The sequence below is a fragment of the [Empedobacter] haloabium genome, assembly GCA_008011715.2.
GTDB lineage: Bacteria > Pseudomonadota > Gammaproteobacteria > Burkholderiales > Burkholderiaceae_D > Rugamonas > Rugamonas haloabia.
On record CP136508.1, the window covers coordinates 5,566,260 to 5,579,684 of the forward strand.

Below are 13,425 nucleotides of genomic sequence, written 5' to 3' on the forward strand. Positions count from 1 at the left end.
AGGACAACCTTGCAGTACCAAGAAATCGACACGACCCTGCACGACCCCAGCTTCGCCGACGCCCTGATCGCCTGGCAGAAGCAGCACGGCCGCCATACCCTGCCGTGGCAGAACACCCGCGACGCCTATCGCATCTGGCTCTCCGAGATCATGCTGCAGCAGACGCAGGTCGCCGCCGTGCTGGGCTACTACGCCCGCTTCCTGGAGCGTTTCCCCACCGTGCACGACCTGGCCTCGGCGCCCGTCGAGGACGTGATGGCGCAGTGGAGCGGCCTGGGTTACTACACCCGCGCGCGCAACCTGCACAAATGCGCCCAGCGCGTGGTGGCCGAATACGGCGGCGTGTTCCCGTCCGATCCCGCCCTGCTGGCCGAGCTGCCCGGCATCGGCCGTTCGACGGCGGCGGCCATCGCCGCGTTCTCGGCCGGCGCGCGCGCGGCCATCATGGACGGCAACGTCAAGCGCGTGTTCGCGCGCGTGTTCGGCATCGACACCTATCCGGGCGAGCGCCGCACCGAGGAAGCGATGTGGCGCCGCGCCGAGGCGCTGCTGCCGGCCGAAGGCATCGAGGCGTACACGCAGGGCCTGATGGACATGGGGGCCACGCTGTGCACGCGCAGCAGCCCCGATTGCGCACGCTGCCCGATGCAGCCACGCTGCGTGGCCCACGCCACGGACAGGACCAAGGAACTGCCGGTGCGCAAGCCCAAGAAGGCGACGCCGGAAAAGCACGCGGCCATGCTGCTGCTGGTACACGACGGCCAGGTGCTGCTGGAGCAGCGGCCCGCGAGCGGCATCTGGGGCGGTCTGCTGTCGCTGCCGGAAGTGGCCGGCCACGTGGCCCTGGACGACGACGAGCAGCCAGACATCGACGAGGATGCGGTCGCGCGCGCCGTGCAGCCCTTTGGCGTGCCCGAATCGCGCGAACGGCTGCTGCCGGTCACGCACGGTTTCACGCACTACAAGCTGCACATCGTGCCGCTGCTGGTCACGCTGGCGCAGCGTGCTCCGCTGGCGGGTGACGGTCGTTACGTTTGGCTGGATATCGGGGAGATCGGCCAGGCCGCATTGCCGGCGCCGATCAAGAAGCTGCTGCTGGAGCTGCTGGGGAACCGGGCCGATGCGCAAGCCCGGATGTTTTAGAGGAATTTGCCGGCCGTGAAGGCGACGGCGGCCAGCGAGACCGTGGTGGCGAAGAACCAGCGCACCATGCGGCTTTCCAACTCTGCCATGGTGGCATCCAGGCGGCCGAAGCGGTCCAGCAGTTTGAGTTCGACCCGAGCAATGTCTTCCTTCGTGCAGTAATTCGACACCAGCACTGCCACGTCGCGCTCGATCGCGGCAAAGCGGCGCTCGGTGCCGCCGCCATTGCCCGCGGCGCCACCGTGGCAGCGCGTTTTCGCATCGACTTCCATGGTCTCTTCGCTCATGACAGTCTCCTTTGCTTGATGACTCATCGTCGGCCAGGCAAGCTGTCAAGTCAAGCGGAACACTACTTCAGCTTGGTACAGATCAGAGTTCTTCCAACGAATACAAACGGCTGTGCTCGCGGATGGCGTAGCGATCCGTCATGCCGGCGATATAGTCGGCAATTCGCCGCGCTTGCTTCGTCGCATCGCCGCTGCTGTCGCGGTAGTCCGGCGGCAGCAGTTGCGGGTCCTGGGTGAAGGCGTCGTACAGCTCGCGCACGATGCGGCTGGCCTTCAGGCGCATGCGGTTGACCTTGTAGTGGCGGTACAGGTTCTCGCGCAGGAAGCGCTTCAGCTCGGTGGCATCGCGCCGCATCGGGTCGGAAAAACGGATCAGCGGCGGCCCGGCGCGCACGGCGTCGATGTCGCGCGGCGCCACCTCGGCGATGCGCTGCTGCGACGTGGCGATCAGGTCGTCCGCCAGCGCCGTGATCAGGCGGCGCAAGGTCTCGTAGATGGCGCGCCGTCCCGTCAGGCCGGGGAAGGCGCCCTGCACCTCGCGCCACAAACGGCCGAAGAAATCGACCTGCTCCATCTGCGCGATCGTGATCAGGCCGGAGCGCAGGCCGTCGTCGATGTCGTGGCTGTTGTAGGCGATTTCGTCGGCCAGGTTGGTCAGCTGGGCTTCCAGCGACGGCTGGGTCTTGTCGAGGAAGCGCTGCGCCACCTCGCCCAGCAGCCGGGCGTTGTTGACGGAGCAGTGCTTGAGGATACCCTCGCGCGTCTCGAACATCAGGTTCAGGCCATCGAACGCGCCGTACTGCTCCTCCAGGTAATCCACCACCCGCAGGCTTTGGAGGTTGTGCTCGAAGCCGCCGTGGCCGGCCATGCATTCGTTCAGCACGTCCTGGCCCACGTGGCCGAACGGCGTGTGCCCCAGGTCGTGGGCCAGCGCGATGGCTTCCACCAGGTCTTCGTTCAGGCGCAGGTTGCGCGCGATCGAGCGGCCGATCTGCGCCACTTCCAGGCTGTGCGTCAGGCGCGTGCGGAACAGGTCGCCCTCGTGGTTCAGGAAGACCTGGGTCTTGTACTCGAGCCGGCGGAACGCGGTCGAGTGGATGATGCGGTCGCGGTCGCGCTGGAACTGGCTGCGCGACGCGTGCGGGGTTTCGTCGAAACGACGGCCGCGCCCTTGTTCCGAGTGCGCGGCGTAGGGAGCGAGCGCGTCTTCCATGCTTACTCCACGCAGGCGGCGATGGTCTCGAGCAGTGCGGCTTGCGGCGCGCTCGTGACCAGGGCCGTGCCCAGGGGTTTCAACAGGATGAACTTGATGGCGCCGCCCTCGTTCTTCTTGTCCACTTCCATCAGCTCGAGCCAGCGCTCCGTGCCCAGGTCGGGCGCCGTGACAGGCAGGCCGGCCGCGGCCACCAGCGCGCGGATGCGCGCCACCGTGGCCGGGTCGATAAAGCCCAGACGCTGCGACAGCTCGGCTGCCATCACCATGCCGCAGCCGACGGCTTCGCCGTGCAGCCAGTGGCCGTAGCCCATGCCCGCCTCGATGGCGTGGCCGAACGTATGGCCGAAGTTCAGGATGGCGCGCAGGCCGCCTTCACGCTCGTCCTGGCGCACCACGTCCGCTTTGATCTCGCACGAGCGCGCGATGGCATAGGCCAGCGCGGCGCGGTCGCGCGCGACCAGCTTGCCGATATTGGCCTCGATCCAGTCGAAGAAGGCGCTGTCGATGATGGCGCCGTGCTTGATCACTTCGGCCAGGCCGGCCGCCAGCTCGCGCTGCGGCAGCGTCTCCAGCGTGGACGTATCCGCCAGCACCACTTTCGGCTGGTAGAACGCGCCGATCATGTTCTTGCCCAGCGGGTGGTTGATGCCCGTCTTGCCGCCCACCGACGAATCGACCTGCGACAGCAAGGTGGTCGGCACCTGGATGAAGTCGACGCCGCGCATGTACGACGCGGCGGCAAAGCCGGTCAGGTCGCCGATGACGCCGCCGCCCAGCGCCACCAGCGTGGTCTTGCGGTCGCATTTGTTGGCCAGCAGCGCGTCGAAGATCTGCATCAGGCTGGCCCAGTTCTTGTGTTCCTCGCCGTCTTCCAGCACCACGGCGATGACTTCCTTGCCGGCCGCGGCCAGCGGTGCGCGGATGCGCTCCAGGTACAGGGGCGCGACGGTGGTATTGGTGACGATCGCGACCTTGCGGCCGTTGACGTGGCGCGCCAGCAGGTCCGGGTCGTCCAGCACGGCGGGGCCGATGGAAATCGGGTAGCTGCGCTCGCCCAGGTCGACATGGAGAAGGATATTGGTCTGTTCGTTCATCGAAGGTAGTGGATGCGTCGTGCAGTTGGGCGCGGCCTGGCAGGCCCGCGCCTCGAGCTGGTTGATGATGATCTGGACCATCGATTGTACGTTAGGTCGGCCGGTATCGACGACGAGGTGCGCCATTTCCAGGTAGAGCGGCTCGCGCTGGGCCAGCAGCTCTTCCAGCTTCCTGCGCGGATCGGCCGTTTGCAGCAGGGGGCGGTTCTTGTCGTGGCTGGTGCGCGCCAGGATGCTGCCGATGCTGGCGCGCAGGTAGATGACGGTGCCGCGCTGCTGCAGCAGCGCGCGGCTCTCGGGATTCAGGATGGCGCCGCCGCCGGTGGCCAGCACGATGCCTTCCTGGCCGCACAGCTCGCGGATGACCTCCGCCTCGCGCCGGCGGAAGCTGCCCTCGCCCTCGATTTCGAAGATCCACGGGATCGTGGCGCCCGTGCGGGCCTCGATCTCATGATCGGAGTCGACGAAGCGCATGCCCAGCTTGCGGGCCAGCATGCGACCGATGGTCGTCTTGCCCGCTCCCATCAGCCCTACCAAAAATACATTCCCCATCGAGTTCCGTCTCGCCAATGTGTCACAGTCGTGTCATTGTAATCCGAGCGGCCCCGGGCGCGCCCAAACGGGACGGGTCAACGCAAAACGGCCGGGCTGCGAGGCAGGCCGGCCGTTCGGTCAAGACAGTCGAGGCCGTGTCCCACCGCGGTGTCAGTCACCGCCGTGAGACACGAGCTGATGGGTAGATCAGCGCGCCGACAGGCGCTCGGCGACCACCTTCGGCGTGATGAAGACGAGCAGTTCGGTCTTCTCGCTGGTCCGGCTGGTATTGCGGAACAGGTGGCCGACCACTGGCACGTCGCCCAGCAGCGGCACTTTCGATACCGTATTGCGTTCGGTCTGCTGGTAGATCCCGCCCAACACCACGGTGCCGCCGTTCTCCACCATCACCTGCGTCTTGACGTGCTTGGTGTCGATGGCGAAACCGGCCCGGGTCTCGGCGCCCACGCTGTCCTTGTTGACGTCGACGTCCACGACCACATTGCCGTCCGGCGTGATCTGCGGCGTCACTTCCAGCCGCAGGTTGGCCTTGCGGAACACGATCGACGTGGCACCGCTGCTGGTCGCCACCTGGTACGGCAGCTCCAGGCCCTGCTCGATCAGCGCGACGGACTTGTCGGCCGTGACCACACGCGGGCTGGAGATGATCTTGCCGGTGCCATCGGCCTCCAGCGCCGACAATTCCAGATTCAGGAAGCGATTGGCGGCGGCGTTGAACAGGCTGATGGCCAGGTTGCCGGCGGCAACACCATTGATCGGCGCGGCCGGCAGGTTGATGAACTGGGTGTTGCCGAAGTCGCCGATCGAGTCGCTGGTGGCCACCTGCCCCGTGACCTGGCCGACGCCGTTCATGTTGCCGCCCACGCCGACACGGTTCCCGCCCAGCGACCAGCCGGGCTGGCCGCCGCGCAGGCCGCGCATGTCGGCAAAGCCCAGCTTCGCGCCCAGGTTACGGGTGAAGCCGTCGTTGGCCTCGACGATGCGCGCTTCGATCAGCACCTGCTTGGTCGCCACGTCGGTCTTGGCGATCAGCTTGCGCACGTCCTCCAGCTTCGATGCCACGTCGGTGACGAACAGCTGGTTGGTGCGCGGCTCGATGATGGCGCTGCCGCGCTTGGACAGGATGCGGTTGCGCGAATCGCCGCCTTCCAGACCGAACACCGTCTTGAACGCTTCGGCCTTCTGGTAGTTCAGCTGGAAGATCTCGGACTTGAGCGGCTCCAGGTCGGCAATCTGCGCCTTCTGTTCCAGCTCCAGTTTCTCCTTCGTCAGCAGCTCTTCCTTCGGCGCGATCCAGATCACGTTGCCGTTCTTGCGCATGTCCAGGCCCTTGGCCTGCAGGATCACGTCCAGCGCCTGGTCCCACGGCACTTCCTTCAGGCGCAGGGTCAGGTTGCCCGCCACGCTGTCGCTGGTGATGATGTTCAGGCCGGAGATGTCGGCCACGGCCTGCAGCGCCGCGCGCACTTCCACGTTCTGGAAATTGAACGACAGCTTCTCGCCGCGGTAGCCCTGCGAGCCCTGGGTCAGCTTGTTCGGGTCTTCCTTGATCGGCTTTACGTCCACCACCAGCTGCGTGTCGCTCTGGTACACGCTCTGCTCCCACAGGCCCTTGGCTTCGATCTGCATGCGCACGTTGTCGCCCTGCGGCGTGGTGGTGATCAGCGAGACCGGCGTACCGAAATCCGTGACGTCCAGGCGGCGGCGCAGCGATTCGGGCAGCGCCGTCTTCAGGAAGTCCACCGTGACGCCATTGGCGCCCTGGCGCACGTCGACAGCGACCTGATTGCCGGGCAGGTCGACGACGATGCGGCCCTCGCCATTGCTGCCGCGACGGAAATCGAGGTCGCGCAACGCCGGGCGGGCGGCCGCCTTGACGACCGGCGCTTCGGCCTTCGCGACAGGCAGGCCGCGGCTGTCCACCGCCGTGGCCGTGCCGCCGGAGGCATCGATGGTGAGAATGACGTTCTTGCCGTCGATGGCGGTGGCGTAGTTCAGCGGCCGCTTCAGGTTGAACACGAGGCGCGAGCGTTCGCCCGCCTGCACCACGTTCACGCTGCGCAGGTCGCCCACTTCCATGTCCTGGCTGGTCTTGCCGGTGCCGTTGCTGGTCTTGCCGAAGTCCAGCGCGATGCGCGGCGGATTGGTGATGGCAAAGCCGATCGGCAGCTTGTCCGGTGCCTGGTCGAGCGCGATGCGGACGATCACGTTCGAGCCCTGCTGATTGGCCGTGACGGATTCGATCGCGTTCTGCGCCCAGGCGGCCGCGCTGGCCAGCGCCAGCGCCAGCGCGACGCCGGCCCGGCGCAGGGTTGTGATGGCGATCATTGCGTACTCTCCTTACTGTCCTGCAGTTCCAACTTCGATGTGCGTTCGACCCACTCGCCGGCCGCATCCTGTACCAGTTCCCGGATCGTCACGGCGTCTTCCGTCACCGCCGTGATCCGGCCGAAATTCTGGCCCAGGTGCTGCCCGGTCCGTACCTGGTACAGGGTACGGTCGATCTGCAGCAGGCCCCAGACGACGCCGCCTTTTTGCAGCGTGCCCACCATCTTCATCGTGTCGAGGGGGAAGCCCTCGAGGAATTCCTTGCGGCGGCCCATGTCGGGCTGCTCGCCGCCGCCGGGGCGGGCCTTGGCCAGCTCCGTCAGCAGCTTGTTCGGGTTGAACGGGTCCGGCTGCTCCTGTGCCGCGTAGGCGAACGGCACGAAGGTCTTCGGCTCCGGCAGCGGCTTGACGGCCGGCTGCGTGCTCGCGTCCACTTCCTTCATCCACTGGCGCACTTCCTGCACGTCGCTGTCGCCGCAACCGGCCAGCAGCGCGCAGCTCACAAACCATGTCGCAACGTGCCTCATGGTTTCGCCTCCTTCTTTTTCTTGGCGGCGGCCTTGCGCTGCGCCGCCACCTCGTCCTGGTCCAGGTAGCGGAAGGTCTTGGCCACCGCGTCCAGGGTCAGGGTGCCGTCGCGGCCCGTCGTCAGCGACATATTGTTCAGCGTGACGATGCGCGGCAGATTGGCCATGTCGCCCGCGAAGGCGCCGATGTCGTGGTAGTTGCCGGACACCTTGATGTCGATCGGCAGCTCGGCGTAATAGTCCTTGACGACGACCTGGCCCGGCTTGAACAGCTCGAACTGCAGGCCACGGCCGATGCCGGCCTGGTTGATGTCCGACAGCAGCGCGGCCATTTCGGCCTTGCTGGGCAGCTGCTTCTCCAGCCGCACCACGTACTGGTCGACCTGCGCCTTCTGGGCTACCAGCGCCGGCAGGTTGACCGCCTGCGCCGTCTTCATGCGGTATTCGGTGCGCAGCGTCTGTTCCTGCGCCGCGCCGGCGTCCTGCTCCTCGAACTGGCCGCTCCAGTAGCCGAAATAGCCCAGCACCACCACGCCCAGCGCCACGCCGACGCCGCACAGCACGCGCGGCGCCAGCGGCCACTGGCCGGGATGCACGCCATTCAGGCCGCGAAACTGCGCGGCGATGGGTTCGATCAGATCCTTGATATCCGTTGCCATGTCGTCACGCCGCCTTGTCCGGCGCCGGCTGTTGCGCGCCCGCCTTGCCGTCGTCTTCCGGTTTGTCCTTGTCGCGCGGGCGCTTGATGCCGACGATGACGGTGAATTCCACCACCTTGCGCGCCACCTTGCCCTGGCCGATCGTGCCGGCCTTCGCTTCCACCAGGTCGGGCCGCTCCAGCCACGGCGAAGCGCTCGACATATTGCGCAGCAGTTCCGACACGCGTTCCTGCGACTGCGCGTAGCCGTTCACCGTCACGCGCTGGCCTTCCTGGCGAAACGCCTTGAGGAACACGCCGGGCGGCGTCTGGCGCACCAGCTCGTCGAGCAGGTAGACCGGCTGGTTGCGGTCGCCCTGCAAGTCCTCGACGGCCTGCTGGCGCGCCTTCAGCGCCTCGATCTCCTGCTTCAGTGTGGCGATTTCCTTGATCTTGCCGTCCAGCGCGACGATCGCCGTCTTCAGCTCGCGGTTGCGGCCTTCCTGCACGGCGATTGCGCGCGCGTTGTAGCCGCCCACCAGCAGCACGATGCCGGTGCCGATCAGGGCCGACAGCACCATCAGCGCGACAAAGGCCGCCTTGCGCTGCTTGCGCTTTTCCTCGCGGTGCGGCAGCAGGTTGATGCGAATCATCCGAACCTCCGCAAGGCCAGGCCGCAGGCCACCAGGTAGGCCGGCGCGTCGGTGCGCAGCTGCTGCTCGCGCACGGTGCCCGCCAGCTTCATGCCCTGGAACGGCGCCACGATCGCGGTCGGGATGCGCGTACGGCTGGCGATCATGTCCATCAGGCCGGGCACCAGCGCACAGCCGCCGGCAAGGTGGATCTGGTCGATCTTCGTGTACGGCGTCGAGGTGAAGAAGAACTGGATCGCGCGCGTCACTTCCAGCGCGGCGCTTTCCAGGAACGGCGCCAGGATGTCGGTGGTGTAGCTGTCGGGCAGGTCGCCCGTCTTCTTGCGCGCCTCCGCTTCCTCGTAGGCCAGACCGTAGGCGCGCACGATGTCCTGCGTCAGCGAATTGCCGCCGAACGGCTGTTCCTTCTCGTAGACCGTCACGCCATCGGCCATCATCGAGCACTGCGTGATCTGGGCGCCCATCTGGAACAGCGCGATGACCTGGCCGGCGCCGGCGCCCGGCGCCTGGGCGACGATGCGGTCCAGCGCCGCGCGCGCGGCATAGGATTCGATGTCCATCACGCTAGCCTTCAGGCCGGAGGCCTCGGCGACCGCCACGCGGTCCTCGACCTTCTCGCGGCGCGCGGCGGCCAGCATGACTTCGATATCGTCGGCCGAACTGGCGACGGGACCGATCACGTCGAAGTCCAGGCTGACCTCGTCCAGGGCGAACGGGATGTACTGGCTGGCTTCGGATTCGACCTGCACTTCCAGCTGCTCTTCGGACATGCCGGCGGGCAGGATGATCTTTTTCGTGATGACGGCGGCCGGCGGCATGCCCAGCGCGACGTTGCGCGCCCGCGTGCCGCTTTTCTTGACGACGCGGCGCACCGCATCCACGACCTGGTCCAGGTTTTCGATATTGCCGTCGGTGACCGCACCGCGTGGCAGCGCCTCGCTGGCATAGCGTTCCAGGCGCAAGCCGTCCTTGCCCGCATCGGCCAGCTCGACCAGGCGCACGCAGGTGCTGCTGATGTCGAGCCCGACGAGGGGCGGCGCGGCACCGCCGAACAGGGCTTTCAGGTCGGGCATCATGGCCGCGCTCTCCGCCCGGCGCGGCACGCGGGCCCGGTTGCGGGCCACACCAGAGATGTTTGCATAATGTCAGAATTCGCTTCTAAAACAGGCACTTGGGCCTGGGACAGGGCTTGATGTTGAATCCTAGCAATAGCGCTGAGCGGGTGTAAAGGTATTTCTGTAGGGAATTTTTGTGACACTGTGCCTGTTCCACCACACAGTTTTCAAGACGACTAGCCGTGCCGATAACAAAGTTGTTTTGTTTCCTACGGAAAACTTTGCGACACCAGAGGGAGGCTGGCGTGCGTGCCCCGCGAAATGGGGGTGCCTTATAATGCTTGCATAAAATTATGAAAGTTGCCGTCGCATGACTCCTCCAAACAACGCCGCCAAGTCCAAGTCCCCCAAGAACATCCTGCTGCTCGCTTTAGGCTCCGTCGTCGGCCTCGTGCTGGTCGCGGTGTTGCTGGTCGTGTTCGGCCTGGCACTGGCCTACCCCAGCCTGCCATCGCTGGACACGCTGACCGACTACCGCCCCAAGATGCCGCTGCGGATTTATTCGGCCGACAACGTGCTGATCGGCGAATTCGGCGAGGAGCGCCGCAATCTGGTGCGCTTCAAGGACATCCCCGACGTGATGAAAAAGGCCGTGCTGGCCATCGAGGACGACCGCTTCTACGAACACGGCGGCGTCGATTACTGGGGCATCCTGCGCGCGGCGCTGCACAACGCGACGGGCGGCGCGCGCCAGGGCGCTTCGACGATCACGCAGCAGGTGGCGCGCAACTTCTTCCTGTCCAGCGAGCAGACGCTGAAACGCAAGGCCTATGAAGCGCTCCTGGCCTGGAAGATCGAGCAGAACCTCTCCAAGGACCAGATCCTGGAGGTCTACATGAACCAGATCTACCTGGGCCAGCGCGCCTACGGCTTCGCCTCCGCCGCGCATATCTACTTCGGCAAGGACCTGCGCGACATCAGCGTGGCCGAGGCGGCGATGCTGGCCGGCTTGCCCAAGGCGCCTTCCGCCTACAACCCGGTGGTGAACCCGAAACGCGCGCGCATCCGTCAACAGTACATCCTGCAGCGCATGGCGCAGTTGGGCTACATCACGCCAGCGCAGTTCGAGGAGGCGAAAAACGAACAGCTGAAGGTGAAGACCGACAGCAGCGAATTCGGCGTTCATGCCGAATACGTGGCCGAGATGGCGCGCCAGCTGGTGTACGAGCAGTTCAAGGACGACACCTACACGCGCGGCCTGAACGTGTTCACCACGATCACCAAGGCCGACCAGGATGCCGCCTACCTGGCGCTGCGCCGCGGCGTGATGGACTATGAGCGCCGCCACGCCTACCGCGGGCCGGAAGCCTACGTCGACCTGCCGAAGAACCGTTCCGAGGCGGACGAGATCATCGAAACGGAACTGGCCGAGCATCCGGACAGCGACGACATCGTCGCCGCCATGGTGCTGAGCGCTTCGCCGACCAAGGTGACGGCCGTGACGGCATCGGGCGAGGAAATCACCATCACCGGCAAGGGCCTGGACATGGCCAAGGCCTGGTTGTCCGAGAAGGCGGCACCGAACCGGCGCGTGCGCCGCGGCGCCGTGATCCGGGTGATGCAGGAAGAGAAGGACTGGGAAATCACGCAGATGCCGGAGATCGAATCGGCCTTCGTGGCGGCCAGCACGGAAGATGGCGCGATCAAGGCGATGGTGGGTGGCTTCGACTACAACCGCAACAAGTTCAATCACGTGACGCAGGCTTGGCGCCAGCCCGGTTCCTCGTTCAAGCCGTTCATTTATTCGGCCTCGCTGGAGCGCGGCCTGTCGCCGGCCACGATCATCAACGACGCGCCGATCTCGTTCGACGCGGGCCAGACCGGCGGCCAGGCGTGGGAACCGAAGAACTACGACGGCAAATACGAAGGCCCGATGACGATGCGGCGCGGCCTGACCAAGTCAAAGAACATGATCTCGATCCGCATCCTGCACAAGATCGGCGCCCGCTACGGCCAGGAATACTCGACCCGCTTCGGCTTCGAGGCCGACAAGAACCCGCCCTACCTGACGCTGGCCCTGGGCGCCGGCGCGGTGACGCCGCTGCAGATGGCCGGCGCCTACGCCGTCTTCGCCAACGGCGGCTACAAGGTCACGCCCTACCTGATCTCGAAGGTGACGGACGCCAACGGCCGAGTGCTGTCGCAAGCGGCGCCGGACCGCGCCGGCGTGGAGGGCAACCGCGTCATCGACGAGCGCAACGCCTTCCTGATGGACAGCATGCTGCGCGACGTGGCGCGCTACGGCACTGCGGCCAAGGCCCAGCAGGTGCTGAAGCGCCCCGACCTGGCGGGCAAGACCGGCACGACCAACGACTCGATCGACGCCTGGTTCGCCGGCTACCAGTCCAAGCTGGTGGGCATCGCCTGGATCGGCTACGACCAGCCGAAGAACCTGGGCAACCGCGAAACGGGCGGCGGCCTGGCGCTGCCGATCTGGATCGGCTACATGCAGAAGGCGCTGAAGAACATCCCGGTCGAGGAGCGCCCGGTACCGGACGGCATCATCATGGCCAACGGCGATTACTACTATGCCGAGAATCCACCGGGCGTCGGCGTCGAAAGCCTGGAGGGCGCCAACCGCGGCACCCCGGCCGAGGAAAAGGCGCGCGACGCCGTCAAGAACGAGCTGTTCTGATGGAATAAAAAAAACCGGTGACTGTCACCGGTTTTTTTTGGCGTCTGCAACCCAGCCGCTACAGCTGGCCGACAAACATCCCACATCGGCACCACAAAATCCCCACAGCCGCCGCGCCCGCCGCGGCGTACGCTGGTTCTTGAGCGTCGCAGTCCCTACCGGCCGCGCCGCCGCAGGCCGACAGGCCTTTCCTTCACTTTAACAGGATGTGCGCCGAAAGGCTGCGCCGGCGTAGCGACGCCCACGCGCAGGCGGGGAAGCGCTCACGCAATATGGCTCGTTCAATCAGGGTGCTGTACCGCAATGTGCACGGCCGCGTTCGGCGCAATTTCAACTGGCCGCCAATCCAGGAAAGGTCCGCCATCATCATCACGGCCGCCGAGTGGGCGCCGGGCAATCCCATCCCGGGCGATCCCAGCCCGGGTCGGCCCCATCTCGGCGAAGCCAATGTGTACGTGACCAACGTCGGCCCGCACGATCCGGAGGGCGGCAGCGGCGGGGTCGAGTTCCACCTGCACGTGGACTGGCCCTCGCCGCTGGACGTGATCGTGACGATCAGCGTGCTGGAGGACGTCGAGAACTTCGTCGTCGTTGGGTGAAAAAAAAACCGGTGACTGTCACCGGTTTTTTTATTGCCTCAAAACAGGGGTCGGTCCCGGGTTTCAGGGGTTGGTGCTGACGATCACCGGGGAGCCGCCGGACTGCTCGGTGGCGATCTGCGACAGCGCGTCGAACAGCTCGGTGCCGTCGCGCGTGTCGATCCATTTGCCATCCACGTAGCGGTAATGGAAGCCCCCGGAGCGCGCCGCCACCCACAGCTCCTGCATGGCGGCCTGGCTGTTGACGATGACCTTCGAGCTGTTGTGCAGGAACTCGATCTCCAGCACGTTGCCGCTGCGGCTGCACTCGACGTCGATGCGGTCCTCGTCGGTCAGGCGGTCCAGCGCGGTTTCGATGGCGGACAGGGTGCTGTCGGCCAGGTCCAAAAATTCCGTTTCGGTCATGCTACACTCCAAGGGTTCTGTACATACCGAGATTCTAATCGTGAAGTTCACTTTAGCGTTGCCCGTTGTCGTCGCGACCGTCCTGCTGACGGCTTGCGGCCAGACCGGCCCCTTGTATATGCCGAAGCCGCCGAACAAGCCGGCCAGCGCCACCGAGTTGGGCAAACCCGGCGTGGCGCCCGCTTCCGCTCCCGTTCCCTCGACGCCTCCCGCTTCCCAACAGTAACCGCA

Annotated in this window: 13 protein-coding genes; 4 read left to right on the plus strand and 9 right to left on the minus strand. The window is 66.0% G+C overall.

Annotated elements, in window-relative coordinates; translation table 11 throughout:
• Positions 1 to 9: 9 nt before the first annotated feature.
• Positions 10 to 1,143 (plus strand): A/G-specific adenine glycosylase, encoded by a 1,134-nt coding sequence (mutY, locus tag E7V67_024170; GenBank protein WUR12754.1) that lies wholly within the window; start codon positions 10 to 12, stop codon positions 1,141 to 1,143.
• Here the strand turns inward: mutY and E7V67_024175 are convergent.
• The 8 genes from E7V67_024175 to E7V67_024210 form a co-directional block, all read right to left on the minus strand.
• Positions 1,140 to 1,430 carry a hypothetical protein gene (locus tag E7V67_024175; protein ID WUR12755.1) on the minus strand — a complete coding sequence of 97 codons (291 nt, stop codon included), beginning with the start codon at positions 1,428 to 1,430 and terminating at the stop codon, positions 1,140 to 1,142. The two genes, mutY and E7V67_024175, sit on opposite strands and share 4 nt — an antisense overlap.
• 82 nt (positions 1,431 to 1,512) lie before the next feature.
• Positions 1,513 to 2,643: a deoxyguanosinetriphosphate triphosphohydrolase gene (locus E7V67_024180; GenBank protein ID WUR12756.1), complete on the minus strand. Its 1,131-nt coding sequence runs from the start codon at positions 2,641 to 2,643 to the stop codon at positions 1,513 to 1,515.
• A 2-nt stretch (positions 2,644 to 2,645) separates the two neighbouring features.
• The gene (gene aroKB, locus E7V67_024185) at positions 2,646 to 4,292 is read right to left on the minus strand and encodes a bifunctional shikimate kinase/3-dehydroquinate synthase AroKB (GenBank protein WUR12757.1); all 1,647 of its coding nucleotides are present in this window, start codon (positions 4,290 to 4,292) and stop codon (positions 2,646 to 2,648) included.
• A 189-nt stretch (positions 4,293 to 4,481) separates the two neighbouring features.
• On the minus strand, positions 4,482 to 6,623 hold the full coding sequence (pilQ, locus tag E7V67_024190; protein ID WUR12758.1) for a type IV pilus secretin PilQ: 2,142 nt from the start codon (positions 6,621 to 6,623) through the stop codon (positions 4,482 to 4,484).
• Complete coding sequence (locus E7V67_024195; GenBank protein ID WUR12759.1) at positions 6,620 to 7,150, minus strand: pilus assembly protein PilP; 531 nt, start codon at positions 7,148 to 7,150, stop codon at positions 6,620 to 6,622. The genes pilQ and E7V67_024195 overlap by 4 nt, the downstream gene beginning before the upstream one ends.
• Positions 7,147 to 7,809 carry a type 4a pilus biogenesis protein PilO gene (locus E7V67_024200; GenBank protein ID WUR12760.1) on the minus strand — a complete coding sequence of 221 codons (663 nt, stop codon included), beginning with the start codon at positions 7,807 to 7,809 and terminating at the stop codon, positions 7,147 to 7,149. Before E7V67_024200 ends, E7V67_024195 begins: the two co-directional genes overlap by 4 nt.
• 4 nt (positions 7,810 to 7,813) lie before the next feature.
• Complete coding sequence (locus tag E7V67_024205; protein WUR12761.1) at positions 7,814 to 8,440, minus strand: PilN domain-containing protein; 627 nt, start codon at positions 8,438 to 8,440, stop codon at positions 7,814 to 7,816.
• On the minus strand, positions 8,437 to 9,513 hold the full coding sequence (locus tag E7V67_024210) for a pilus assembly protein PilM (protein ID WUR16338.1): 1,077 nt from the start codon (positions 9,511 to 9,513) through the stop codon (positions 8,437 to 8,439). The genes E7V67_024205 and E7V67_024210 overlap by 4 nt, the downstream gene beginning before the upstream one ends.
• A gap of 352 nt (positions 9,514 to 9,865) precedes the next feature.
• On the opposite strand from E7V67_024210, the gene E7V67_024215 reads away from it, so the two are divergent.
• Together E7V67_024215 and E7V67_024220 are read left to right on the plus strand one after the other, a co-directional pair.
• Positions 9,866 to 12,190 carry a penicillin-binding protein 1A gene (locus E7V67_024215; protein WUR12762.1) on the plus strand — a complete coding sequence of 775 codons (2,325 nt, stop codon included), beginning with the start codon at positions 9,866 to 9,868 and terminating at the stop codon, positions 12,188 to 12,190.
• A 272-nt stretch (positions 12,191 to 12,462) separates the two neighbouring features.
• On the plus strand, positions 12,463 to 12,789 hold the full coding sequence (locus E7V67_024220; GenBank protein ID WUR12763.1) for a hypothetical protein: 327 nt from the start codon (positions 12,463 to 12,465) through the stop codon (positions 12,787 to 12,789).
• Positions 12,790 to 12,852: 63 nt separating this feature from the next.
• On the opposite strand, the gene cyaY is transcribed toward E7V67_024220, so the two are convergent.
• Positions 12,853 to 13,194 carry an iron donor protein CyaY gene (gene cyaY, locus E7V67_024225; GenBank protein ID WUR12764.1) on the minus strand — a complete coding sequence of 114 codons (342 nt, stop codon included), beginning with the start codon at positions 13,192 to 13,194 and terminating at the stop codon, positions 12,853 to 12,855.
• Between the two features lie 40 nt (positions 13,195 to 13,234).
• Here cyaY and E7V67_024230 point away from each other — a divergent pair, with 40 nt between their 5' ends.
• Entirely contained in the window at positions 13,235 to 13,420 is a 186-nt protein-coding gene (locus E7V67_024230) for a lipoprotein (protein WUR12765.1), read from the plus strand.
• Positions 13,421 to 13,425: the final 5 nt, after the last annotated feature.

Coding starts and splice junctions, on each gene's coding strand:
- E7V67_024175 (WUR12755.1), bottom strand. CDS start 1,430: ATGAGCGAAGAGACCATGGAAGTCGATGCGAAAACGCGCTGCCACGGT.
- E7V67_024180 (WUR12756.1), bottom strand. CDS start 2,643: ATGGAAGACGCGCTCGCTCCCTACGCCGCGCACTCGGAACAAGGGCGC.
- aroKB (WUR12757.1), bottom strand. CDS start 4,292: ATGGGGAATGTATTTTTGGTAGGGCTGATGGGAGCGGGCAAGACGACC.
- pilQ (WUR12758.1), bottom strand. CDS start 6,623: ATGATCGCCATCACAACCCTGCGCCGGGCCGGCGTCGCGCTGGCGCTG.
- E7V67_024195 (WUR12759.1), bottom strand. CDS start 7,150: ATGAGGCACGTTGCGACATGGTTTGTGAGCTGCGCGCTGCTGGCCGGT.
- E7V67_024200 (WUR12760.1), bottom strand. CDS start 7,809: ATGGCAACGGATATCAAGGATCTGATCGAACCCATCGCCGCGCAGTTT.
- E7V67_024205 (WUR12761.1), bottom strand. CDS start 8,440: ATGATTCGCATCAACCTGCTGCCGCACCGCGAGGAAAAGCGCAAGCAG.
- E7V67_024210 (WUR16338.1), bottom strand. CDS start 9,513: ATGCCCGACCTGAAAGCCCTGTTCGGCGGTGCCGCGCCGCCCCTCGTC.
- E7V67_024215 (WUR12762.1), top strand. CDS start 9,866: ATGACTCCTCCAAACAACGCCGCCAAGTCCAAGTCCCCCAAGAACATC.
- E7V67_024220 (WUR12763.1), top strand. CDS start 12,463: ATGGCTCGTTCAATCAGGGTGCTGTACCGCAATGTGCACGGCCGCGTT.
- cyaY (WUR12764.1), bottom strand. CDS start 13,194: ATGACCGAAACGGAATTTTTGGACCTGGCCGACAGCACCCTGTCCGCC.